Source organism: Bradyrhizobium sp. USDA 4474 (assembly GCF_054057515.1).
On the sequence record NZ_JBSRZJ010000002.1, the window covers coordinates 4841792 to 4866068 of the forward strand.

15 protein-coding genes and 2 pseudogenes are annotated in these 24277 nt (G+C 58.9%); 14 read left to right on the forward strand and 3 right to left on the reverse strand.

The features are described from left to right. Positions 1 to 52: 52 nt before the first annotated feature. Positions 53 to 1366: pseudogene (locus ACVW16_RS24615) on the reverse strand (transposase). A 155-nt stretch (positions 1367 to 1521) separates the two neighbouring features. Between ACVW16_RS24615 and ACVW16_RS24620 the strand changes: the two are divergent. After that, positions 1522 to 2478 (forward strand): IS481 family transposase, encoded by a 957-nt coding sequence (locus tag ACVW16_RS24620; RefSeq protein WP_456701645.1) that lies wholly within the window; start codon positions 1522 to 1524, stop codon positions 2476 to 2478. A 1073-nt stretch (positions 2479 to 3551) separates the two neighbouring features. Here ACVW16_RS24620 and ACVW16_RS24625 read toward each other — a convergent pair. Beyond that, positions 3552 to 3950 (reverse strand): hypothetical protein, encoded by a 399-nt coding sequence (locus ACVW16_RS24625; protein ID WP_456705363.1) that lies wholly within the window; start codon positions 3948 to 3950, stop codon positions 3552 to 3554. A 681-nt stretch (positions 3951 to 4631) separates the two neighbouring features. Next, positions 4632 to 6146 (reverse strand): ISNCY family transposase, encoded by a 1515-nt coding sequence (locus tag ACVW16_RS24630; protein ID WP_456701585.1) that lies wholly within the window; start codon positions 6144 to 6146, stop codon positions 4632 to 4634. A gap of 523 nt (positions 6147 to 6669) precedes the next feature. Here ACVW16_RS24630 and ACVW16_RS24635 point away from each other — a divergent pair. The 13 genes and pseudogenes from ACVW16_RS24635 (at position 6670) to ACVW16_RS24695 (ending at position 24217) form a co-directional block, all read left to right on the forward strand. Next, positions 6670 to 7134 (forward strand): hypothetical protein, encoded by a 465-nt coding sequence (locus ACVW16_RS24635; RefSeq protein ID WP_456701646.1) that lies wholly within the window; start codon positions 6670 to 6672, stop codon positions 7132 to 7134. After that, positions 7127 to 8626: a 3-hydroxyacyl-CoA dehydrogenase NAD-binding domain-containing protein gene (locus ACVW16_RS24640; RefSeq protein ID WP_456701647.1), complete on the forward strand. Its 1500-nt coding sequence runs from the start codon at positions 7127 to 7129 to the stop codon at positions 8624 to 8626. The genes ACVW16_RS24635 and ACVW16_RS24640 overlap by 8 nt, the downstream gene beginning before the upstream one ends. A 79-nt stretch (positions 8627 to 8705) precedes the next feature. After that, on the forward strand, positions 8706 to 9974 hold the full coding sequence (locus tag ACVW16_RS24645) for a Coenzyme F420 hydrogenase/dehydrogenase, beta subunit C-terminal domain (protein ID WP_456701648.1): 1269 nt from the start codon (positions 8706 to 8708) through the stop codon (positions 9972 to 9974). Between the two features lie 1096 nt (positions 9975 to 11070). Then, positions 11071 to 12696, forward strand: a complete 1626-nt coding sequence (locus tag ACVW16_RS24650) for an ABC transporter substrate-binding protein (RefSeq protein WP_456701649.1) — start codon at positions 11071 to 11073, stop codon at positions 12694 to 12696. A gap of 67 nt (positions 12697 to 12763) precedes the next feature. Further along, positions 12764 to 13720 (forward strand): ABC transporter permease, encoded by a 957-nt coding sequence (locus ACVW16_RS24655; protein ID WP_456701650.1) that lies wholly within the window; start codon positions 12764 to 12766, stop codon positions 13718 to 13720. Between the two features lie 110 nt (positions 13721 to 13830). Next, the gene (locus ACVW16_RS24660; RefSeq protein ID WP_456701651.1) at positions 13831 to 14583 is read left to right on the forward strand and encodes an ABC transporter permease; all 753 of its coding nucleotides are present in this window, start codon (positions 13831 to 13833) and stop codon (positions 14581 to 14583) included. A gap of 1 nt (position 14584) precedes the next feature. After that, positions 14585 to 16405 (forward strand): ABC transporter ATP-binding protein, encoded by a 1821-nt coding sequence (locus tag ACVW16_RS24665; protein ID WP_456701652.1) that lies wholly within the window; start codon positions 14585 to 14587, stop codon positions 16403 to 16405. Positions 16406 to 17234: 829 nt separating this feature from the next. Then, positions 17235 to 18191: an IS481 family transposase gene (locus ACVW16_RS24670; protein WP_456701653.1), complete on the forward strand. Its 957-nt coding sequence runs from the start codon at positions 17235 to 17237 to the stop codon at positions 18189 to 18191. A 6-nt stretch (positions 18192 to 18197) separates the two neighbouring features. Beyond that, positions 18198 to 18368: pseudogene (locus tag ACVW16_RS24675) on the forward strand (IS630 family transposase); the annotation flags it as partial. A 694-nt stretch (positions 18369 to 19062) separates the two neighbouring features. Continuing rightward, a complete protein-coding gene (locus ACVW16_RS24680; protein ID WP_456802624.1) occupies positions 19063 to 19257 on the forward strand; it encodes a hypothetical protein in 195 nt (64 codons plus the stop codon). Then, positions 19208 to 19747 carry an SDR family NAD(P)-dependent oxidoreductase gene (locus ACVW16_RS24685; RefSeq protein ID WP_456802440.1) on the forward strand — a complete coding sequence of 180 codons (540 nt, stop codon included), beginning with the start codon at positions 19208 to 19210 and terminating at the stop codon, positions 19745 to 19747. Before ACVW16_RS24680 ends, ACVW16_RS24685 begins: the two co-directional genes overlap by 50 nt. Before the next feature lie 1905 nt (positions 19748 to 21652). Beyond that, complete coding sequence (locus tag ACVW16_RS24690) at positions 21653 to 22444, forward strand: SDR family NAD(P)-dependent oxidoreductase (RefSeq protein WP_456701655.1); 792 nt, start codon at positions 21653 to 21655, stop codon at positions 22442 to 22444. A 912-nt stretch (positions 22445 to 23356) separates the two neighbouring features. Further along, positions 23357 to 24217 carry a Crp/Fnr family transcriptional regulator gene (locus ACVW16_RS24695; RefSeq protein ID WP_456701656.1) on the forward strand — a complete coding sequence of 287 codons (861 nt, stop codon included), beginning with the start codon at positions 23357 to 23359 and terminating at the stop codon, positions 24215 to 24217. Positions 24218 to 24277: the final 60 nt, after the last annotated feature.

Genomic DNA, 24277 nt, shown 5'->3' on the forward strand with positions numbered 1-24277 from the left:
TAGCGTACGCGGAGGAGAGAGGTCGTATTTTTTGCATCGCGCCCGTTTGAGATTAGCGGGCGCCAGCCAGTTTAAGAAGATTGTGGGCAGTGCAAACCAACGCCCACTCACACCGCACTTTGTCGAGCCCTCGCAGCAAGAATTGACGAAAACCTCTCGCCTGTTTGATTTGTCCAAACACTGGCTCGACCACTTGCTTTCTCAGCCGATATCGACTCCGATAGCCACCGCGTTTAAGCTTGGCTGCCATTGCCATCATCCGCGACTGCTTCTTGAGCCGCCTCCATGTTGTTTTCGGCACATCCCGGCGCCGACCTCGTCGGCAGGCCAAATAGGCGCTGATACCTCGCTCAGCCAGAGCCTTAGCTTCGCTCGCAAACCCATTGTCCGCCGAAATCTCGATTGGCTTCCGTCCGAATGCTGCCCTCGTAGCGTCAATCAGTGGGATCAGTCCATCAACTTCGCCGCTGTTCGTTATCAGCGGTGCGAGACAATGATTTGTCTTTCCGCATCAACCTCGAGTTGACCATTGTACCCCGCAATAAATCCATCTCTCGTGGGCAATATACGACTGTCTGGATCGGTGAAGTTGCGCTGCGCTCTCTCGGGTGGTTTTCAGTCAAGCGAGCGATTGGGTCGCCCATAAGTCCGCATTCCAGAAGATGGTCCAGGCCCGTTAGGGTCGACCATCCCTGCGTCGCGCCTCGCCTCCTCTTCGAGTACCGTCTTCGCCATTCGAATGCGATCAAGACGCTCTTGTTTTGTTTTGATCCACGCAGGCATCTCATCGCCTCGACATGATCCATGTTCGGCGTCGTCTACGCCATCATGGCGCTCTGCCGTTTCGAACCAGCTGGCGATCTGGGATGCCAGCTCGCTCTCACTTTGCCGCATGCGGGCATAGCTCATCGCCTTTGTGACGGGAGGCATTCGCCTTCAACTTCGTGCCATCGACAGCGACGTGGCCGAGGCTCACCAAGCCCGCTGCGCGGCACAGTCGGAGAACTTGCAGAAACAGATCCGCAAGTGGAGAGATGACGCTTCCGAAAATCACTAATGGTACGGAAGTCCGGTCTGTTCATAGCGGTTAACGCCATGAAATCCAGACGCTCCTCACAGCACCGGGAGATCCGTCGCGACGAATAAACGCTCTGTGTATAGGCATATAGGAGCAGAGCGACCATCACACCCGGGTGGTACGGCGCGTATCCACGATCGTCGTCGTAACTCGAAAGGGGGTTAGGTCAAGTTGGTGCCGAACCAGATCGCGGACGAAATGAGCGATATGATCGGCCGGCACAAACTCGCCTAGCGAGGGTGGGAGCAGCCAGTCTTGGTCAACATCCCTAGGGCGAAATGTCTTCATTCAAAAATTGAATCGCGATCAGATCGATACGGCAACGAAATACTCAGACAGGCTCCTAGGACTAGGCCTAGCTGTGGTCTCTCAAGAGGTTGTCCATCTGGTCTGAACCGAGGAAGCTGAGGTTGCGAAGCTTCAGTGTTCCAAGGAAAGACCAGATGAACGTCCACAAGAATGCGCCTTTGACGCCCAAAGGTCGAGAGGCGATGGTGCGAAGCGTAGTCGAGGGTGGGTTGAGCCAGGCCGGCGCGGCTGACCTTTTCAACACGACGCCGAAGACGGTCGCCAAATGGGTCAAGCGCTTCCGCGAGAACGGTGTGGCTGGCTTGCTCGACCGCTCGTCTCGACCTCATTCATCGCCGAGCCAAACCCTGCCGGCCACGTGCACCGCCATCGAGGCCTTGCGCCGGCAGCGCCACACCGGCCAGCAAATCGCAATCGAGGTCAAGGTGTCGCCAGCCACGGTCAGCCGAGTGCTTCGTCGTTTGGGCTTGAACCGGATCCGCGATCTTGAACCGGCCGAGCCGGAGCGCCGTTATGAGCGTGAGTCTCCAGGCGAGATCATTCACATCGACATCAAAAAGCTCGGGCGTTTCGAGCGGGTTGGTCATCGCATCACCGGCGATTCAAGTGGTCCAAACAGGAGCCGAGGCGTCGGCTGGGAGTTCGTCCACGTCTGCATTGACGACCATTCCCGCGTCGCTTTCTCGGAGATCAAACCGGACGAGACGGTGGACAGCGCGGTGTCTTTTCTCAAGGCGGCTGTGGCTTATTATGGAGGCCTTGGGGTCACCGTCACGCGCGTCATGACCGACAATGGCGGTTGCTACCGATCTCACGCCTTCGGCGAGGCGTGCCGCGACCTGGGCATCAAGCACATCCGCACCAAACCCTACACGCCGAGAACGAATGGCAAGGCAGAGCGCTTCATCCAAACCGCACTACGGGAATGGGCTTATGCCAAAGCCTATCCAACCTCCAATCGCCGCGCCCAAGAGCTGCCGATCTGGCTGCATCGATACAACTGGCACCGGCCTCATGGTGGTATAAAGTCACAAACCCCGATCAGCCGCCTCGGTCTGACTGAGGTCAACCTCTTGAGGCTCCACACCTAGCTCCTCCGGCTAACGCCGGTGTCCGGTTCGAAACGGGGGGGCAGTTGCGAGTGGCCTTCGAGACGCTTCCGGATGATCTGCAGCTAGTGCGGCATCTGTCAAGCTGCCGAAGCCATTCGCTTTGACATCGCGTCCACGCGCGATGCTTCCAGGCGGTCGGCAGGTCATGACGGCGGTCGGTAGTGCGCACACTGCGCGGCGCCGCCATGATGGCGCGGATACCCATGATGGAGCTGCAGATTAACTCGACTGCGCTCGCAAGCTCGAGTCCTGATCGCTACACTGAACAGTAAGGGCGCAAAAGCTGGCCGGGAAGCGACCCAAGCTACGCACAAGGCTAAGCAAGTCAACACGCCCACCTTCAGTTCGGACGCACCATCTGCTCGATCGGCCAAGGCTGAGTTCATCCATCGAGACGATCCGCGCGGCACTGGTAGGCAACAATCGACACGAACATGTCCTCGCGTGACCCAATCGCTGGAACTTTACGACGTCTACTAAGCGAAGATTGCTTTCGTCGCGGACACGGAGATCCTAGTGGGGCAGCCGCACTGTTGCGGTTGGCAGCAACGACCGTCGGACGTAGCGACGCATTCTATCGCCGACTATCGTCACATGGGGGTAAGTCAAAAGCGGTGACAGCGACCGCTGGGACGATCACAGTTCTATTTTTAAACACTCTTCGGCACGGCATGAGCTACAGGGATCCAGGTGCCAACCGGCTATGAGCAACAATACCGCAGCCGCATTTTTGCGAACCTTCGACGCGGTGCCAAGTCGCTAGGTTTTGAATTCCAGACCATTCCGGGAACCTTGCCGCGGAGATTTTGTTGCCGGGTGCAAGGCAGAGGCAGGAAGTGAAGTGCTTAGCACTCGGCCAGGCCCTCAGATCGGTGCCACACTCGCCGACAAGCTTACAAAGTTCAATGCCAGCTGTGGTAGAAATCCATGGATCCCGGTCAGATCGACGCCGGCACTCCGTAGAGTGCAGTTCGGAGGTTGAGACGCGAAACTGGCTGTTTCTTAGGAAGTCGATCGCGATCTTCGCCGGAACCCGGACATGAGCTTCCGCTTCATCGAAGGATCGGAAGCTGCCACGTAAGAGGCCAGAGGAATGAAGCTCGCGCAGCCACGCAGCGTCGCTGACGTCGGTCTTGCGTCCAGGAACGTTCTTGGCGTAGCGCGCATTGACCAAAAATCACATCAAACCCGCGCTGCTCCAGAATCTCGTAGACGGGGATCCCAATTGATCCGGTAGAGTCCATCGCGACACTCGTCACGCCGCAGGCTTTGAACCAATCTGCCAGATCATGCAGGTTTTGGGTGAATGTGCCAAAAGAGCGCACAGCTGCGTCGTTAGAATCGGTGGGGTTAACCGCAGCCCTATGCAGCCTTGATCCGATGTCGATGGCCGCGGCCCCGACGTCGATCAGCTTCAGTTCCGGTCGGGCTTCGGTCGTCCTCTTGGGCATGGCAATCCTCCAATCAATGAGTGAGTAGGAGCGTCTGGGCTATGCCAATCGTCATCTTCCTAATCGGGATCGCTGTCGAAGCAGCGTCACCACTCTCAAGTCCGCATGCACCCATGGACCATCTTTTTAACGGGGGGGGTGAGCCTCCAATAATCAACCGGCCGCTACCCTCCCAGCCGGGAGGGTATACAAGGCTGTTTCTAAGCCGCACAGGCGCGCCGCTGTGCTAGACGGTTTTTTAAAATGTCGCGCTCCATGCGGACCCGTTCGTTCTCCTGGCCCAGCCGTGCGATCTCCGAAGCCTGGTCCGCCGCCATCGGCGTCGCCTGCGTGGGGGGGCGCCACGCCGCCGATGCCGGCTCCTGCCGGAGCTTATCCACCCAGCGTCGCAGCACCGATTCGCGAAGACTGATCTTCCCCCAAATGAGCGGATAGGGTTCGCAGTCTTTAGCTCGATCTCGATCGGGGCGGTATATCCGATGGCGGAGTGAAGCCGGGTTCGATTGAACAAGTATAGCGCGACAATCTGGATGGGAAGCCGTATTGCCTCATGTACTGATGCTCCCGGGTGCGATCGGTTGCCTCATTTATTTTGCTCCTGGCCTGAGTTGAGGAGGAGGCCGGGTGCGGAGATGGCCGGGGTTTCGGAGCGCCCGGCCTCCTCCGCTGGTACCTCGCACGTCATTGGGGTGTTGTGACCTCGTACCCTGGCGGCGTTTTCTCGCTAGGAGCGAACAGCAGCGCATTCGCTTGCTCGCTGCGCCAGGATTTCAGCCGACGTTGAAGGGTTCGAAGAAGCTTCTTCGGATAGGCTCCAGGATATTCCATCTGCAAGCGCGAGAGCAGTTCGCTGCCAGTCCGCCAAGGCTCAGCGTCAAACCATTTTCGCAAATCTGGCGTTGCCCGGATCAGCGGGTCGGGACGACGTCGGCCTCTTTTCGTCTTCACGAGTGGCCGATCCGTCGGTCGCATGGCTCCGTCCTTCCAGGCCGTGCGCAAGCTTGCCAGGAAGCGATCGATCGGTTGCGATGCCACAGCAGGATGGCCGATTGGTTGGGTATCAGCGAGGGCCGCGAGGCGCTCCTGCACGTCGCGGATGTCGCGCAACAACGCGACTGGATCGAGAGCGGCATAGATTTCTTGGAGATGATGGCGGACAGCGTCAGGCGTGCGGGCGTCCGCTGCCAGGCGCTGGTGTGGTGTAGCCGGCGCGCTGTATGTCTTGCGTACACGGGCACCTTCGCGCTGCTTGGCTATCAATTTGAACGAGGGTTGGAAGAAGTTCACGAACAGCCGCGCCGATCGATAGAGTTCAGCCAGCAGCTTGGCCGCTTCCAGGCCCTCGAACCGACGATAGCCGACTATCCTGCGCACGACGGCGCCGTTCTTCTGCTCGACGAACGCCTGGTCATTTTTTCGGTAGGGCCGGCAGCGCGTGAAGACGATGTTGGCCGCCTCGCAGTAGGCTTTCAGCGTCTCGTTTATGAACACCGTATCATTGTCAGTATCGAAGCCGAGCAGCGCAAAAGGCAATTGTTTGCGCAATTCCGTCAGGACCGTGCTCAACAGCGTCTGTTCGCGCACGATCAGAGGAGCGCACTCCGTCCAGCCGGTAGCAATGTCGGTGAGCACGAGGGTCTGGATGAAGCTGCCGCGCGCAGATGGACCGCTATGCGCGACAAGGTCGGCCTCGACGAATCCAGGCGCCGGATCATTCCAATCTGCCGACGTCCTTATTGGAACACTGCGACGCAACGAGTGCGTCGCGTGCCGCCGACGCTTGCGACCTAATCCTTCTCGGACCCGCACCAATGCGCGGTCGATCGTCGCAGCGCTCATTGCCAAAAGTTTGTCGCGGATCTCGGGGGCAAGGTCGAGGTGGCCATGCCGTTCCATCGCCTCAATCAACGCAGGCATTAACGCCTTCAGCCGCTTCCCGCAGATCCGGTCTGACGCCTCCCAAAGGAGCACGAGCGCGTTGTGTTCTACCTCATTATACATTCGACGTCGCGCCCTTCGGCTTGGGCGCGCGTCTTCCTGACCTCGAAGTAGTCGCATCGCATGCTTGCGATGGAATCCGGTGATGTCGACGAACTCGTCCAATATCCGCGTCTTCTTCGCGCGATCCGAACGCCGATAGCGCGCGCCTGCTGCCGCCGTCAGTTCCTTCCGCGTTGCCATGCTTAGCCACCCCATCTTCGCCCCCGCTCGCTCCCGATCCAAGGGAGCAATTTACGTGAGGCAACGGCTCAGCATCCGGTAACAATTAGGGCGAGGCAATGCGCTCTTCCATCCTGATTGCCGCGCCGCAAACAAGCCTTCGATGAAGGCGAAGAGCTGTTGCCGGTTTGATGGACACCGAGATTAGGTGTTTCATGAAGCCCGAGGAACGCGGTTTGTCATGACAGCTTGTCCAGTTGACTACGGCAATGTGGGAAGTCCAACTACCATCAACGTCGATGAGAGAGTAGCCCGGCAGGTCGACGTCCTTCCTGGTCTCAAATAGGCCGCCGCACGAAGTTCGCGGGTGGTACGCAGATTGCTAGATGAGGACTGCGGCACGGGTTCGCGGCGACCTGTTGCAAGGCGCGCGCCCGATGATATCCGCTCGGTGCTCGTCATCAATTTGCTAACTCTGCTTGCGGTTTGAGCCAACGCAAAGAAGAGCATGTCGGATTTAGAGGGTTCGGCAAAAGAGAGTAATCACAGGAGCAAGAGAATGATTCCCGAAGTTTTTAACACCTGTGCGGTAACAAGAGCTGGTCCGAATACGGAGCATAACTCTCATCTGCCGGTGCCTCGGGAGCAACTCGTGCGCTCGGCGGCGCGGGCGGCCCGCAGGGGTTGGCCCATCAACGTGTGTGATCCCGAACCCGAGCGGGGCTCGTCGGCTGACGGAGTGCCCGACGATTTGACGACCTTTTGGTTCACCGGCATCCCTGGCGCGCTGTCCAGTCCGGCCGTCTCGGCCGGACAGATGCAATTCCAAACGTTATCGCTGCGCTCCGGTGAGTGCGAACGTGTGCGTTCGGTTGAAAGACAAGGTATTTCTCATTGGGCAGGCGAGCGACTGATGCAGAACTCGCGCAAGGGACTCCACGCATGCGATTGGGTGATGAGCCGGATGAAGGGCCAGAAGCGCCCGCTGAAGAGTCATACCGAGGAGTCCAAAGTACATGGCTGAGAGTTCAAAGTTCACATCGAAGAGGCGGCCACGAGCGGTCGGACTGCTGGGAGGAGGGGTCATCGGCGGCGGGTGGGCTGCGCGGTTTATCCTCAACGGGGTAGATGTGCGGCTGTATGGCCCGTCGATTGGTGCGGTCAAGCGAGTCGAGGAGATGCTGGTTAATGCGCGGCGGGCATATGGGCGCCTGACGGAAGTCCCGCTCCCGACTGAGGGAACCTTGACGGTAGTGGAATCGGTAGTGGACGCGGTTCACGGGGTTGAGCTCGTGCAGGAGTCGGCACCGGAAAATCTAGAACTCAAACAACAATTGCTTGCGGCGGCCAGCCGGGCGGCAGCTCCTGAGACCCTGATTTGCTCCTCGACCTCGACGCTTCGACCGTCGTTGCTGCAGGCGGAGATGGATCATCCCGAGCGCCTGCTGGTCGCGCATCCATTCCACCCAGTGCACCTGCTGCCATTGGTAGAACTGTGCGCTGGACAGTGCACCGCACCCGAGATGCTGCTGCGGGCCACGGAGATGTACCGGTCCGTGGGGATGCACCCCCTTATAGTACGCAAAGAGGTTGACGGGTTCATCGCAAACCGTCTGCAGGAGGCAGTCTGGCGCGAGGCCCTATGGCTGGTGCACGACGATGTAGCGACGGTGCAAGAGGTCGATGAGGCGGTCCGCTACTCTTTCGGACTGCGTCGGCCAATCTTGGGCCCCATCGAGACGTACCGTTTGGCGATCCCTAAGATGGGGGGACGCCGCGCCATGGAAGCAATGGGACCCTCGCTGAAATCGCGTGTGTCCAAGCTCACCGAGGTGCCCGAGCTCACCGACGCGCTCCTGGACAAATTGGCCGAGCAGTTGGATGCCGAGGCTGGGAACATGACCGTCTCTGATCTCGAACACAAGCGCGACGACTGCCTCGTGGCCGTGATGCAGGCCCTGCGTGCTCAGGGCTGTGGTGCTGGCGAGACGCTCATGCGCTGGGAACACGAGCTGCGCGACTACGTTCCACAACCCATTCACGGGCCCGGTCCGTTGCGAATGCCGTCGCAGCAAATACCGTCTGACTGGCTTGATTACAACGGCCGCGTCAATGAGAGCCGGTTCCTGCAGCTCATCGGCAACGCCACGGATGAATTGCTCCGTTACATCGGGGTCGACGACGAGTACCTCTCAAACACCGGCAGCTATCACACGCTTGACACGCACTTGTCTCGCATCTTGAAACTGCACGCCGGCGACCGCATCCAAGTGGTCACACAGGTACTTGGCGCTGATGACAAGAGCCTTCATGTCTTCCACGTGATCACTCGTGAGGCCGATCAGAGACCGGCGGCCACAGGCGAGCAGATGCTGATTCACGTCGGTGTTAACAGCGGGGGCAGCAAACCCACACCCGTAAAGGGAAGCATGCGAGAGCGCGTTCTGGATTTGGCTGGGCTACACGCGCAGTTACCCCGTCCGGAGCGCGCCGGTTCAGGCATCAGCCTGGGCTGAGTGTGAACTCACCGGCGGCATGCGATTGTACCAATCCCGCTCGGGCTCAGGCAGCCTTCGCAACACTTCAGAGGACCCAATGACCCGCAAACACTTGCTCGGCAGGAAAACCTTCGTCGCACCAGCCCGAGATGTTGAGGATGTGGTGGGCGCTGGCCTGTGCGCAGGCTGTGGTCTGTGCGCGAGTATCGCTGGCGGTGCGATATCAATGGGCATCAACGTGGAAGGCAATATGCGGCCGCTTGTCCGAGGTGACCTTGCGGCCCATAAAAAGCAGGAGATTATGGCTGTCTGTCCGGGAGTATCAGTCTATGGACCTGGCACACCAAAAGGCATCACCACTCATCCCATTTGGGGACCCGTTCGCGAGATATACAGGTCCTGGTCGAGCGAGCCGATCGTCCGTCACAAAGGTGCCGCGGGCGGCACACTGACGGCTCTGGGCCGATATCTACTTACTAGCGGCGACGTACAAGCGGTTCTGCATGTACGGGCCGACAGTCGAAAGCCGTGGCTGACGACATCTACGATCTCCAGGACGCCGGATGAAGTCCTGCGCGGTGCTCAGTCTCGTTATGGCCCATCGTCGCCTCTCGTCAATGTGCACCGGCTGCTTGAGGAAGGTAAGCGGTTCGCCGTGATTGGCAAACCCTGCGACATCTCGGCCGTTCGTGCTCTCGCGCGGATCGACCCTCGGATCGAGCGGCTGATCCCCTACAAGTTGAGCAACTTCTGTGGGGGTGTCCACTCCGTCCACATCGCGAAGGCCGTAATTCGCCACCACGGCCTCGACGAGTCGGAAGTCGCCGTATTTCGATATCGTGGGGAAGGATGGCCTGGGCCGCTGCGTGTGCAGACCCGCGATGGAACCGCTTACGACTTGCCGTATCCAGACGCTTGGCACATGGGTAAATTCGGCTACGAACTCCCGTTTCGCTGCAAAATCTGCCCGGATGGAGTGGGTGAAGTCGCGGACATTTCCGTTCCCGATGGTTGGATCCTTCAGAACGGGAAGCCTGTTTACGCTGAAGCGCCGGGAATAAACGTCTCTATTGTTCGCACGCTGGTCGGCGAAGAGTTGCTCAATGGAGCGGTTAGCGCTGGCTATCTCGAGATTTCACCGGTCTCAGTAGAGGAGATCGAGCAAATGCATACCAACCATCACAGAAAAGCTGCAGCTCCCGCTGCTTTGTTCGCACTGCGGCTCATGCGCCAAAGGACGATCAAGGCCGTCGACTATCGCACCAGAGAGGGGCTAAGGCGTGCCGGCTTGCGCGCGATCATCGAGCAATTCTCAGGGACGGTGAAGCGCGTGCTTGCCGGAGAGAACCGAGAGCACTTGATCTAGATGTCTGGCCCAGAAGTGTTGCAGAAAAGCTCATGTCTTGCTGCGCCGTCCAAAAACGTAAACTGTTTAGATGCGCAAAGGCAATTCATTGCTTTGAGACTCAATCACTGCAGCTCGCGAACATACATCGAGCTACCAGTCACCGATGAGCGAGATAGTACGAGACACTTTCCAGTTTGGTCTTTTCCAACGATAACGATCCTCGAGGGCTACCCGTAAGCTTGGAGATGTCAAGTTCACAGCAGCAACGAGTACGAGGTCAATTGAATCGCGTATTTTTGCCGACCAAGGGAGGCTGCGCGCCAGTCAGACCCGTGGTCGGCGGAAAACCGCAACTCACGAAGCGGGCGTACTCGACTGATTGATTTTCTGCTATAGTTCATGCGCTTGTTCGCTGCGAGTTCTGTCTCGCCCTTGAACTCACCGTATTCGACTACGACGATGTGGTTGCCGGGTTCGTCGCTCTTACGGTTGAAAGCAACCTCGAGCCTGTGTGCATGAGGAATTGCGGCAAGGAGCGATAGGCCTTCGATTATCCGTTCGATGTGGTCTTTTTCTCGGCGGAGAATAAGCGATGTGACGAATCACAGACGACCCGAGCTGATTTCCGGAGCAGGTCAACTAACTAGCTTGGCATGAAGCTCAGAGCGGCGGCTTCAACTGCATGCCGGTGTGATCGGTACGTATCGCGCCTTTGGTTTGCCCCGTGCTCTCTTGAGTTGCCGATCTTCACCGATCCGCTCGGCGATGACGCGCGCCTCCGCGTCTAAACCTAGCCCGGGTACCCGGAGCTAATGGCCTACTTGGCGGAGTGAGAATATCAGCAGCGCGATCGGGCCGCCGCGGTCCTCTATTCCAGCCGAGGGATTGGACAATCCTGTAGCGGGAGGAGCGTCGCAATTAACGGTTCTTCGGACTTAGCGCATTATTTCGTCGCCCCACCATGTCCTATTGATGAAATTCAGCTCTACGGGCTGATAATATTTTGGAAACAAAAAGCCTTCTGTCGACCTAGGTCGCGGAGTCAGAATAGGCCGCAACCCAGAATTCGGCGAGCTGAACGAGCCTGCCTTGCAATCGCCAGGAGGAGTGATCGATGTCCGATCTACAAGAACTGAGGAAAGACGAAATGGTCACCGGCGATGTGCTGCGCCTAGGCGAGGCGGTTCGGCGCGGAGCGTCGCGGCGGGACGTGGTGAACCTCCTCGTTTCGGCCGGTATGTCAGTCGCCGCCGCTGGCACGTTCGCGATGTTCGCCCAGACGGCGCATGCGGAAGCCCCGCGGCGTGGAGGTAGGATTAAGGTCGGCACCAATGGGAGCTCGGCCACGGAGACGCTGGACCCGGCTAAGGCGTTGACTCAAACTGACTTTTCGCGCGCTTTCATGTTCTACAACGGGCTCACTACGCTGGATGAGACTCTGACCCCGCAACTCGACCTCGCCGAGGAAATAGCGCCCAGCGAACGAGCCACGGTGTGGAATATCAAGCTGCGTCGCGATGTGCGCTTCCATGATGGGTCTCCATTGACCTCCGCCGACGTGGTCTATTCCTTGCGACGCCACAAGGATCCAGCAGTCGGCTCCGCGATGCGTACCCTCGTTGCGCCTATGGAGGAGATTGTGGCTACCGGGCCGAATGAGGTACGCATCCGACTGAGCGGTCCCAACGCCGACTTGCCGACCATCTTCGGCAACTGGCAATGCGTGATCGTCAAGGACGGCGCCACTGATTTCCGAACGGCGAATGGCACCGGCCCGTACAAGTGCCAGGAATTTCAGCCGGGCGTGCGCTCGCTCGCGGTGCGAAACGCGGAGTACTTCAAGCCCGGCAAGCCCTATCTCGACGAGATCGAGCTTTTCGGCCTTCCGGACGACCAGGCGCGTGTCAACGCGCTACTCGCGGGAGACATGCAGTTCGTCGGCACAATTAGTCCGCGCCTGGTGCCGCGCGTAATCTCAGCCTCTAACCTTGCACTCTTCGAGACTAAGGGCGGAGCATACCATGATCTCGTCCTCCGCCTCGCCGAAGAGCCCGGATCAAATCCTGACTTCGTGCTGGCCTTAAAGCACATGTTCAACCGCGAGCAAATTCGCCGAACAGTCTACCGGGGGTACGCGGTGATCGCCAACGACCAGCCGATTGACCCAACCAACCGCTTCTACGATGCGAGGCTGCCCCAGCGCGCCTTCGACCTCGACAAGGCGCGCTTCCATCTGCAGCGCTCCGGCTTCGCCAACCAAGCCTTCCCAATAGTGGTATCCCCCGCGGCGCCAAACTCAGAGGAGCTGGGGCAGGTCTTGCAGCAGGTCGGCCAGCAGATTGGAATTAAGTTCCAATTGCAGCGCGTACCGGCCGATGGGTATTGGTCGATCCACTGGGCGAAGCACCCAATCTTCTTCAGTAGCATCCCGCCGAAAGCGAGCGTGGATCTTACATTCACTCAGTACTTCTATTCGCAAGGGCCATTTAACGAAAGCGCTTGGCGCAATGAGCGTTTCGACGCGCTTCTGCTCGAGGCTCGTGCGGAGACCGACAACGAAAGGCGTCGCGAGAAATATTCCGAGATGCAGCGTCTCGTGCACGAAGGTTCCGGTGTTTGCATTCCAGTGTTTGCGAGCTATCTCGACGCCCATGTCAGCAACCTGAAGGGACTGCGGCCAATTCCGACCGGCGGCATGATGGGATACAATTTCGCCGACAATATTTGGCTCGACCAATGACCTTGGTTACGGCATGTTCTGAGCGGGCGCCGAGCACTCAGAGCTTGGCACTGGGACGACGGCAAATATGAAGAATACGTTGGTTGGCCTCTTGGCAAGCAGGATCGTGATCGCGATCCTGACGCTCGGTTTCGTCTCCGTTGCCGTATTCGCTGGTACGGAGATCCTGCCGGGCGACGTAGCAGAGGCGGTGCTCGGGCAAAACGCGACACCGGAAGCCGTGGCAGGCCTACGCCACGCTCTGCACCTCGATCAGCCCGCCTATGTGCGCTATTTCCTTTGGCTTGGCGGGCTGCTCTCGGGCGACCCCGGCCGATCGCTGGCAAACAAGCTGCCGGTGGCTGGATTGATCGCAAGCCGTCTTCCGAACTCGCTGATGCTCGCCGGTGTGACGGCGATCGTGTGCGTGCCCATCGCGCTCGCCCTCGGCATTGCCTCGGCAATCTGGCGCGGCAGCGCTTTGGACCGCGTCGCAAATTTGCTCACAATGTCCATCGTAGCGGTGCCCGAATTCTTGATCGCAACACTGAGCGTCATCGTATTCGCCGTGCATCTGCGCTGGTTTCCGGCGTTGTCCTACGCGGACGGGATCGTCTCCTTCGGCCAGTTCTTTCGCCTGTTCGCGCTACCGGTGTTCACACTAAGTTGCGTGATGATTGCGCAGATGATGCGCCTGACGCGCGCGGCTGTCGTCGACACACTGCGCTCGCCCTATATCGAGATGGCGGTGCTCAAGGGGGCGCGGCCAATGCGGGTCGTGCTGATGCACGCTCTACCGAACACCATCGGTCCGATCGCGAATGCAGTCGCGCTTAGTCTTTCCTATCTTCTCGGCGGTACCATCATCGTCGAAATAATCTTTAATTATCCGGGTCTCGCGCGCCTTCTCGTCGATGCTGTCTCGACTCGGGACATGCCGCTCGTTCAGGCCTGCGTAATGATATTTTGCTCCGCCTATCTTTTCCTCGTGATGCTCGCCGATATCGCCGGCATCTTATCCAACCCGAGGCTTCGTTACCGATGAGCGCTGATCAAACAATCATAGCCGTCGAATCACGAAGCCAGCTTCGACGCCGCCCCCGATTGCCACTCGCCGGTATCGTTGGCGGGGGCTTCGTCGTCTTCTGGGTCATCATGACTATCATCGGACCCTATGTCGCGCCCCATGATGCCGGCGCGCTAGTCGATGACGACGTGTTCGGTCACATGCGCTGGGCGGTCCCGCTCGGCAGCGACTTTCTTGGGCGGGACGTGATGAGCCGCGTCCTGGTTGGCGCGCCCTACACGGTCGGTGTCTCCGCGACGGCGACTATTCTCGCCGTTCTCTTAGGCGGCACGCTCGGCATGCTGGCCGCTGTTTCGCGCGGGCCCGTCGATACGGCCCTCAGCCGCTTCTTCGATGCGCTGATTTCGATCCCGAGCAAGATGGCTGCCCTCGTGATTATCGCCGCACTCGGCTCGTCGATCCCGGTGCTAATTGGGACGGCCGCCATGATCTATACGCCCGGCGCCTTCCGCATCTGGCGCGCGCTCGCCATCAACGTGAACACGCTCGATTTCGTCGAGGTGGCGCGCGCCCGGGGAGAGGGAACGGGCTACCTTATCCGCCAAGAGATCCTGCCGAACATCGCCGGTCCGGTACTGACTGATTTTGGCCTGAGGTTCGTCTTCACGGTGCTAATTCTTTCTAGTCTTTCCTTTCTCGGTCTCGGCGTGCAGCCGCCGAATGCCGATTGGGGCTCGCTTGTCCGCGAGAACATCACCGGACTGGCCGATGGCGCGCTCGCGGTAGTCGTGCCGGCGGTTGCCATCGCGACCTTGACGATCGGTGTTAATCTGCTGATCGACAATTTGCCGAGCCGCTGGTCCTTGAGCGGCGAGAACTGAGATGGCGCCGCTCTTAAAAGTCGAGAACCTGCGGGTGATGGCGCGTGACGACTATGGGCGTAATCTCGCTATCGTCGAGGATGTCAGTTTCGCGGTTGAGCCGGGCGAGGTCGTCGCCTTCATTGGCGAATCCGGCTCCGGCAAGACGACCATCGCACTCTCGCTGATGGGCTATACCCGCCCGGGGTCGCGCATCGTCGGCGGGAACATCACTTTCAACGGGCGCGAAGTGCTTGCCATGAGCCAAAGCGAGCTAGCGTCCCTACGCGGCCGGGATATCGCCTATGTGCCACAGAGCGCGGCGGCCTCCTTCAACCCGGCGCGCCCGCTCCTCAAGCAGGTCATTGAGAGCTCGCAAATACACCGCGTGATGCCGGTGGCCGCTGCCGAGGCGAAGGCGCTCGCGTTGTTTCGCGAGCTCGTCCTGTCCAATCCGGAGCAGGTCGGCGAGCGCTATCCGCACCAGGTCTCGGGTGGGCAGCTACAGCGATTGCTGGCAGCGATGGCGCTTGTCACCGAGCCGAAGCTCGTCATATTCGACGAACCGACCACGGCCCTTGATGTCACGACGCAGATCGAGGTGCTGCGCGTCTTCAAGAAGACGATCAAGGAGCGCGGTACGACCGCAGTCTACGTCTCCCACGACCTCGCAGTAGTTGCGCAAATAGCCGATCGCATTATTGTGCTGCGCGAGGGCACTATCCGCGAGGTCGATGCGACTGGGCTCATCCTTTCGTCTCCGAATGACGATTACACCAAGAGCCTCCTCGCCGCTGCCGAACCTCAGGTTCGGGCCGCGGCCTCCACTGCCGCGCTGCCGACGGCTCCGCCCGTCATTAAGGTGAGGAGCGTCATTGCCGGCTATGGCATAGCCGACCGCGACGGCATCCCCGCGGCGCCGGTGCTGCGGGACGTTAGCCTCTCGATTAAAGCAGGGAGCACGCTTGGCGTCATCGGCGAGTCCGGCTGCGGCAAGAGTACGCTCGCCCGTGTCATTGCCGGCCTTTTGCCCGCTGCGCGAGGCGAGGTGGAGCTGCATGGCATACCGCTTCCGCGCAGCGCGGCCGAGCGCACGCGCGAACAGCTGCGGCGCATCCAGATCGTCTTCCAGATGGCGGATACTGCGCTCAACCCGGCGCACCCGATCGGCCGCATCCTCGGCCGGCCGCTGGAGTTCTATTATGGCCTTTTTGGCGACAAGCAACGGCGGCGAGTCGCTCAACTCCTCGATATGGTACGCCTACCTGCAGGGATAGCCGAGCGCTACCCGAGTGAGATATCGGGCGGTCAGAAGCAGCGCGTCAACCTCGCAAGGGCGCTCGCAGCCGAGCCCTCGTTGATCCTGTGCGACGAGGTGACGTCTGCGCTCGACACGGTGGTCGGCGCCGCGATCCTCGGTCTTCTTGCTGAGCTGCAGCGCGAACTCGGGGTTGCCTACCTGTTCATCAGCCATGACCTGTCGACGGTGAAAGCCGTGTGCGATGAGGTGATGATCCTCTACGCCGGGCAAATGATGGAGTATGGTAGCCGCGGAGCGCTGCACCAGCGTCCTCTCCATCCGTATTCCGATCTCCTCATTTCGTCCGTGCCCGAGCTGCGGCAAGGTTGGCTGGAGCGCATTGGTGACAAATATCTCAAGGAAGCCGCGGCCGGAGTTGCGCGTTCCGGGCGGGGAGAGGCCTGCAGCTTCTTCGAGCGCTGCTCGGTGCGCATTCCCGGTCGCTGCGACGTTGAGGCCCCCCCCCTGCGCCATCTATCGAAAGGCGCCGACATTCGCTGTCAGCGTACAGAAGAGGAACTCGTCAATCTGAGTGCGCGGTAAGCGACCCGTCGCTGCACAATATTGAATTCAGGAGCGTTCCTGGCTCGATAGGAGGCCAGCATGGATGGGCAAGCCTTATTCTCTGGATCTACGTCAACGTGTCGTAGCCGCGATCGAGGGCGGATGTCCTGCAATCGAGTCGCCAAGCAGTTTGGGGGGCGATCAGCACCGCCGTCGGCTGGATGCATCGTGTCGATGAGACCGGCAGCGTTGACCCTGGGCAGGGGCGGTCACCCAGCCGAAGGCGGTTTCGGGAGACCACGCCGTTTGGCTATCGCAGCGGATCAAGCACGGCGATTTCTTCATTCGTGGTCTCTTTGCCGAGCTCGCCCGTCGCGACCACTCGGTGTGGGACTTCGTGCATGCCGAGAAGCTCAGCCTCAGCGGTGGTGGCTGGCGAACGCGATCGACCCGAGGTCGCGAGGCGGCGAGCGCAGTGGACAAAGTACCAAGATCACGCCAAAGCTGAGCGTTCGACGAGACCTCGACCAGGACCTATATGGCGGACTTGCGATGATGGGCGCCGCGCGGGAGCAGTCTTCACGCCAAGGTTCCGAACGGCGGCTGGAAGACCATGACTTTCCTAGCTGCCCTGCCGGATCGATGCGACATGTTTCATCGAGGGGCGATCGATGGCGTGAGCTTTCGCACCTCTGTTGAGAAAGTCCTTCTGCCCGCCCTTCGACTCGGCGACGTCGTCGTCTTGGACAACCTCGGCAGCCATAGGAGTAAAACAGTTCCCTAGCTGTGGTCTCTCAAGAGGTTGTCCATCTGGTCTGAACCGAGGAAGCTGAGGTTGCGAAGCTTCAGTGTTCCAAGGAGAGACCAGATGAACGTCCACAAGAATGCGCCTTTGACGCCCAAAGGTCGAGAGGCGATGGTGCGAAGCGTGGTCGAGGGTGGGTTGAGCCAGGCCGGCGCGGCTGACCTTTTCAACACGACGCCGAAGACGGTCGCCAAATGGGTCAAGCGCTTCCGCGAGAACGGTGTGGCTGGCTTGCTCGACCGCTCGTCTCGACCTCATTCATCGCCGAGCCAAACCCTGCCGGCCACGTGCACCGCCATCGAGGCCTTGCGCCGGCAGCGCCACACCGGCCAGCAAATCGCAATCGAGGTCAAGGTGTCGCCAGCCACGGTCAGCCGAGTGCTTCGTCGTTTGGGCTTGAACCGGATCCGCGATCTTGAACCGGCCGAGCCGGAGCGCCGTTATGAGCGTGAGTCTCCAGGCGAGATCATTCACATCGACATCAAAAAGCTCGGGCGTTTCGAGCGGGTTGGTCATCGCATCACCGGCGATTCAAGTGGTCCAAACAGGAGCCGAGGCGTCGGCTGGGAGTTCGTCCACGTCTGCATTGACGACCATTCCCGCGTCGCTTTCTCGGAGATCAAACCGGACGAGACGGTGGACAGCGCGGTGTCTTTTCTCAAGGCGGCTGTGGCTTATTATGGAGGCCTTGGGGTCACCGTCACGCGCGTCATAACCGACAATGGCGGTTGCTACCGATCTCACGCCTTCGGCGAGGCGTGCCGCGACCTGGGCATCAAGCACATCCGCACCAAACCCTACACGCCGAGAACGAATGGCAAGGCAGAGCGCTTCATCCAAACCACACTACGGGAATGGGCTTATGCCAAAGCCTATCCAACCTCCAATCGCCGCGCCCAAGAGCTGCCGATCTGGCTGCATCGATACAACTGGCACCGGCCTCATGGTGGTATAAAGTCACAAACCCCGATCAGCCGCCTCGGTCTGACTGAGGACAACCTCTTGAGGCTCCACACCTAGCTCACCCGCTCCGTCTCCGCCAAACTCTTCTACTCGCCCGACCTGAACCCGACCGAACAGGTCGCTGCCAAGCTCAAGCATCTGCTCCGCAAAGCTGCTGCGCGAACCGTCGACGCGATCTGCGCCGCAATCGGCCATGCACTCTATGCCTTCACTCCTGAGGAATGCACTAACTATCAAAAATCCAGGCTATCGAACTTAATGCCATCACGTTCAGGCACTGAAACAATGAGCTTCTTGGTGACCGCAGGCGCCTCATGCGGGCGAGCTCGTCAGTATTATTGTTTGGTCTGCTAGACTCCGCTGTTGCTCGCGTTTTGGCGCAGCCGCACGATTTGGTACCGCCGCGCCACCAGTCTGCGCTTGCGTTCGGTCTCCGCGTCAGGTGTCCAGATCTGCGGGAGGTATCCTCCCTCTGCAGACTGGCGAGCGTGCCGGCATCGATCTCGTCGGTCTTGACGTGAGCCTGGGGTTTGCCTTCACCCGCAACAAATTGCCGATGATCACCCGCGCCACGAATGGCGCCGGCATTCGTGACACTGACCATGCTGTGCCGGTACCTTCTAACACAACCTCATCGCGGGCCAGCAGGGTCATGCCAAATCGCTCCGGCGCAGTTCGCGTCATATCAACGCGGCCGGGCCCCGACCTGGATCGATGTGGATATGAGCGACGATTGAAATCCTCACGTCCCCCGGCTTTTCGCCGAATTTCTGCTGTGCAGGGCGCGCCTTCGCAGCGATTCCACCCGAAACCGAGATAGCCTCGCGGTTGCTTGAAAAGGGAGGAGTCGATGATTTCCTATGACTTGAGGGGAAAGGCAGCACTTGTGACAGGCGCGGCAAGTGGAGTTGGATTTGCTACTGCGAGAATGCTTCTCGAGAGCGGTGCAGTCGTCGCCCTCAACTTTCTTCCCGATGATGCCCGGGGCCCACAAGCCATTGCTGAACTGCGGGAGGTAGGCAAAGTGATCGCCGCTCCGGGGGACGTCCGGCGATCCGGCATCCGCCGAACGGATGGTCTCGAACGCTTTGACTGCGCTAGAGAGGATAGATTTGCTCGTTAATAATGCGGGCGCTCCTGGAGTACGGGAATCTATACCGCCTGCACGTCTAGACCTCATGACGGAAGAGCTTTGGAAGCTTCTCCTTGAGGTCAACCTGCTAAGCGTATTTCGATGCTCAAAGACCGCAGCTTCAGCATTGAAAGCGTCAAAGGGGGCAATCGTGAACGTTGCAACAGTCGCTGCTTTTGATCTGAAGGGCAGCAGCATGGGCTATGCTGCTGCAAAGGCGGGAGTAGTAAGTCTCACCAAAAATCTCGCCCGGGCACTTTCCCCTGAGGTACGTGTCAATGCGGTCGCGCCCGGGTACATTAACAGCCCCTGGATGCCTTGGCCGGCAGAGACACTGCGTGCGGGAGTTGAAAAGCCTCTGCTGAGACGCATGGCCGAACCACAAGATATCGCCGACCTCATTGTCTATCTCGGTTTCGGTGCCAACATGGTAACAGGCGTAACCGTTCCCGTCGACGGAGGTCTAACAATTGCTTCGTAAGTCAGGCTTCGAAATCGACCGTCAATTCCGAACATGGTCGTCGTACCAAGCTGAAGCCTTTTTCAGGGGACGAGAATCATTGTCGGATCGTTCTCCGACATAGTTGGTTCACGCGCCGCCGCGTAGTTACTTGATCCCTAGCCATATGATGGGTTTTTTTGTCTAGAAGTCTAAAGCAAGCTGTTTTAGATGGAAACGTGGCCTGAGCTTTTGAAACAGTTGGCGCACTCTTTGGCAGAGAAGTCGATGCACCGCGCCGCAAGATCACGCTGTGTAAGCCTGGGATGTTCCGGAAGAATCTAGGTGTAATGCACAAGTCAGAGCTCGCGCCGACCATGTAATATCCCAAGCTGCTCGCCGGCTCCATTCGGTCGAAACGGCGACGATCTACTTTGAGGACGGGTTGGTGCCTGTGTCCCAGGTCACACGCATTGTAGAGCCCGAGTCGTGCTGGCCGGTGCGGAAGTCGGTCGCAACAAGTAGCGGCCAAGCTGGCTGGAGCGGGGGACGTAGGTAAATGGCGGCGGCGCTTTGTAGAGCAGCGGGTGGTCGGCTGCACGATGAGCCGCGCTCGGGGGCACCGCGCACCAGTGACGTTGCTCGCATCGAAGCCAATCGTAAGGACGATGGCAAGCTGCCCCGAAACACCACTCATAGAGTTCTCGCGGTATTGCAAAAGCCAGCGGCTTGTCAGCATCGACGGTGCAACGTATCTCGCCGGCCTTGGGCTCACGCCGCCCCCGGCTGCAGACACCAAAGCTCTCGACCGATCCGAACTTTGTGGCCAAAGTGCGCGGCGTTATTACGTGTCGTTGCCGGCACTCGCCACCGATGTGTGTTGAGGAAAAGTCTCAAATACAACCGCTGGACTGCAGTCAACCGATGTTGCCGATGCGTCTCGGCCAGGTCGCCCGAAGGAGCCACGATTATAAAAGACACGGCACCACATCGCTGTTCGCCGCCCTCGACGGCGATCCGGCCGGTTATCGGTAAGTCGCCGCCCACCGCGGAGTTCAGCAAGTTCCTTGAGACTTCGAGGCTGCCCTGCCGCGCGAACGCGAGGCCCATCTCGTCATGACAATTAAGCCACGAAGACCCAATGATCGTGAGATGCGTGGCCAAAAGACCGCGCTGGCACGTGCACCTGACCCCGACCAGTTCGTCATGGCTCAACCAGGTCGAGCACTTCTTCGCGCTCCTCACCGGTAAGAAGATCAGGCACGATCACGCTGCGAGGGCTTTCCCGGCATCGTCGAGCAGATCGCATATCATGGGTACTTGGACAATCGGGATTTTTCATTTCAATCCCTCCGCAAACTACACCGCGCTGTACGTGCCGTAAGCCTCGTCGTTAAGTTGACGTTCTATGTGGCAGGCGATCTTCGTTAAGGAGTAGAGGCGGATTGTCAGGTAATTCAGATAAGACGAGCATTTCGCAGAACGTGCCTGGCCGTCTCTGAGCCTCATAAATGCCGGTTGGACTACGGGACCGAAGCACGATTAATGCCAATCCGGCAAAGCCTCGTTCGCGAAAGCTGCTGAGTTCTTTGACAAGCTGGCTACGGGATACGAAAGTAAGCGCCCCTGGGTCTCAACTACCAGCCTTAGTGATTGATCCAAATCTGAAACTTGTTTTTGATTAGCACCTCTGCCAGGAGTTCGCCATGCAACACCAACCGCAATCTCTTCTCGTTAACCGCGCTGGCCAAGCGGCGACTTGCGACCAAGAGAAATCTTCACGATCGAATCATATTAAACGTGAGCGGGAGCGCCGAGGTGGTACCCGCACGTGCAGTCTTCAATGACTCTGGCCGTCGACTTCGCGACAAGGTCGAGCAGTGGCATTCGGCACAGTCTGCGGAGCGCGTGCCGCTGACTCTATCTGCGTTGAAAGAGGAGGAGAGCATGGCCAAGGTGGCAATCGTGACCGGATCGGCTACGGGGCTTGGTGCAGCGTGTGCGGTCGATCTAGCAAGCCAGGGCTGGAACGTTGCGATCAACTACAGTAGGAGCAAGAAGGAGGCCGCAGAGACCTTCGCCAAGGTCAAGGCGCGGGGCGTCGATGCCATCATGGTGCAGGCCGACATGGGACAGGATGCCGATTGTCGGAAGTTAGTCGCCGAGACTTTGAAGAAGTGGGGGCGCATCGACGGCCTGATCAACAATGCCGCTACGACCAAGTTCCAAAGGGAGGGTGACCTCGAGGGGGTCACGGTCGAGGACTTCGACCGTATTCTGCGGGTCAATGTCACCGGTCCCTACATGATGAGTCGTGCGGTGTGGCCGACGATGAAGAGGCAGTGGGAGGAGAGTCGCGAACGCGCTTCGATCGTCAACGTTTCTTCGAATGCCGGCGCGACGGGCTTGGGCAGTTCGCTTCCTTACGTCGCCTCCAAGGGAGCACTAAACACGCTCACGTTGTCGTTGGCGCGTTGGTTTGGTCCGGCGGTCAGGGTGAACACAATATGCCCCGGCTTCATGCAGACGCGCTGGCTTTTGGAGGGGCTGGGCGAGCCCGAGTACGAAAAGATGAAAGAGGTGATGGAGCAAACCACGCCCTTGCGCCAAGCTGGCACGCCCGAGCAGATGGCCGAAGCCGCGCTGTTCTTTCTCGTGAGCGCCTCCCACATCACCGGCGAGTTCTTGCTCGTTGATGCTGGCAGCCATCTTGGAACTTTGCCCATGAAAGGACGCTAGTGCATTCCACTTCTTCGGGGTACCGTTTTGCGAAAATGGTTAGACCATTTGCAATGTTGAAACGGTGTGACGAGATCAGGAAGTATCGCCAATTTCCGGCGAAGGTACGCTTCAACATGAAAGCGCCTAAAATCAGAGACAGCGTTCCGTCAGGATCTCATGCGGAGCTTCACGCAAGCTGGCCGCCGTAGGCGGCGCCCTTCCCTCGCGCCTGCATGTCCAATTGCTCGAAGATATTTGAAGCGCCGGTTGACAAGGAGTGTCCTCCCGGAGAGTGGTGCAACTGCTGTCTATTTTCCAGCATCGAGCGATGCTGCTGTCTCTCGGCCACGCGTTGCATTCAGTAAAGGCCCGTTGTCCTCCGAAGCAGGGCGACGATTGCCGGCCGCCAAAGGCTTTCTCCGTCGTTGTAGCTTTTGCTAAGTCGCGACCTGACTCCTGCTCGTCCGCTCTGGCAGAGCTCTTAGCATGCACGCCTATGACGGTTATGTTTGTGCGACGTACCGAGGAGAGGCACTTACAGCGCTTTCAGATGGAGCCACCTGGTTTCTCTCCCCGACTTGACGTGCAGGCATGTGCCCCGAGGACTTCGCGCTGCTCAGTTATAGACGGCAAATTCAGAGCTGGTGCGCAGAGTTGACTGGGCTTTCGATCTTGAAGTCGCGTATCGCTCGAACACGTGCGGGCTGCCGGCCACCGAGTTGGCCGGAGGCAGCAAACCTACAACTCAGATATGCGGGAAAGACATCGTGCGCTGAAATACGTCATTTCAGCCAAGCTTATCGCAGAAATTGATCGCCACTCGGCGACTGATTGCACGAATTTCATGCGATCGCCTGCTAGATTTCCAATTGTGGTTTGGCAAAGGGTTGACCAGCAAAAATTTAACCCACTAAATAGATGGATCGCAGTATGAACGATCATCTTCTTTCCGCTGTCGGAGGGCGAGATAGCTCCGAAGCGACACGGGTAAATCAGTCATCGCATATAACACGAATACTTCAACGCCCCGAGGCGGCGCGTTCCGGCACGCGGACTTTTGTAAAAAATGGAATACTTGCGAGGATTTCTCTCCAAGAGCTCGCGGCAATAGGGAAGTACCTTGAGCCAGTCGTTCTAAAAGACCGCATGGTGCTGCAAGAACCTAAGAAGCAGCTTGAACACGTCTATTTCATAGAGTCTGGTCTCGTCTCGCTTAGGATCGTGGCGGCGGAAAGCGTGCTGGAAACAGCGGTGATCGGATATCAGGGTGCGGTGGGCGCTTCGCTATTGGCCGGAGGACATCTTGTCACGCGTCAATCTGTTGTACTTGTTCCTGGGAGTGCCCACAGAATTCTTGTCGAGGATTTGCGACGCGTCCTGTCCAAATGCGCCGAAGTCCGAGCGCATATCGCACGGCATGCCCAAGTGCTAAACTTGCATTGCGCTCAGAGCGGATTGTGCGGTGTTCGGCATGATCGGGAGAAGCGCCTTGCTTGCTGGCTTTGCTTGGCGCGCGACGCGCTCGATTCTGATGTGCTGCCAATTACACATGACTATCTCTCTTCGATGTTGGGATTACGCCGGCCCGGCGTGACGGAAACACTGATCCGCTTCGAACAGCAAGGATTGATACAAAAAACGCGTGGCGTATTGCAAGTTCGGGATCGACGCTGCCTTGAGCAGAAGGCTTGCAGTTGTTACAAGCTCATTGCAAGCGCTTATTTCGCGACCGAAACCGTTGATTCAGTCATCGATGTCGCGCACGGTAGCGTCGACTTTTACTTCAGCTAACTTTAGTGTCGGCTGTTCTACGGACCAGGCGAGGCGCGGCCGGGCGAGGGTGACGGCACT

Bases quoted from the DNA above. Each gene is read 5' to 3' on its own strand.
- ACVW16_RS24620 (WP_456701645.1), top strand. From the start codon at position 1,522: ATGAACGTCCACAAGAATGCGCCTTTGACGCCCAAAGGTCGAGAGGCG.
- ACVW16_RS24625 (WP_456705363.1), bottom strand. From the start codon at position 3,950: ATGCCCAAGAGGACGACCGAAGCCCGACCGGAACTGAAGCTGATCGAC.
- ACVW16_RS24630 (WP_456701585.1), bottom strand. From the start codon at position 6,146: ATGGGGTGGCTAAGCATGGCAACGCGGAAGGAACTGACGGCGGCAGCA.
- ACVW16_RS24635 (WP_456701646.1), top strand. From the start codon at position 6,670: ATGATTCCCGAAGTTTTTAACACCTGTGCGGTAACAAGAGCTGGTCCG.
- ACVW16_RS24640 (WP_456701647.1), top strand. From the start codon at position 7,127: ATGGCTGAGAGTTCAAAGTTCACATCGAAGAGGCGGCCACGAGCGGTC.
- ACVW16_RS24645 (WP_456701648.1), top strand. From the start codon at position 8,706: ATGACCCGCAAACACTTGCTCGGCAGGAAAACCTTCGTCGCACCAGCC.
- ACVW16_RS24650 (WP_456701649.1), top strand. From the start codon at position 11,071: ATGTCCGATCTACAAGAACTGAGGAAAGACGAAATGGTCACCGGCGAT.
- ACVW16_RS24655 (WP_456701650.1), top strand. From the start codon at position 12,764: ATGAAGAATACGTTGGTTGGCCTCTTGGCAAGCAGGATCGTGATCGCG.
- ACVW16_RS24660 (WP_456701651.1), top strand. From the start codon at position 13,831: ATGACTATCATCGGACCCTATGTCGCGCCCCATGATGCCGGCGCGCTA.
- ACVW16_RS24665 (WP_456701652.1), top strand. From the start codon at position 14,585: ATGGCGCCGCTCTTAAAAGTCGAGAACCTGCGGGTGATGGCGCGTGAC.
- ACVW16_RS24670 (WP_456701653.1), top strand. From the start codon at position 17,235: ATGAACGTCCACAAGAATGCGCCTTTGACGCCCAAAGGTCGAGAGGCG.
- ACVW16_RS24680 (WP_456802624.1), top strand. From the start codon at position 19,063: ATGCTTCTCGAGAGCGGTGCAGTCGTCGCCCTCAACTTTCTTCCCGAT.
- ACVW16_RS24685 (WP_456802440.1), top strand. From the start codon at position 19,208: ATGGTCTCGAACGCTTTGACTGCGCTAGAGAGGATAGATTTGCTCGTT.
- ACVW16_RS24690 (WP_456701655.1), top strand. From the start codon at position 21,653: ATGGCCAAGGTGGCAATCGTGACCGGATCGGCTACGGGGCTTGGTGCA.
- ACVW16_RS24695 (WP_456701656.1), top strand. From the start codon at position 23,357: ATGAACGATCATCTTCTTTCCGCTGTCGGAGGGCGAGATAGCTCCGAA.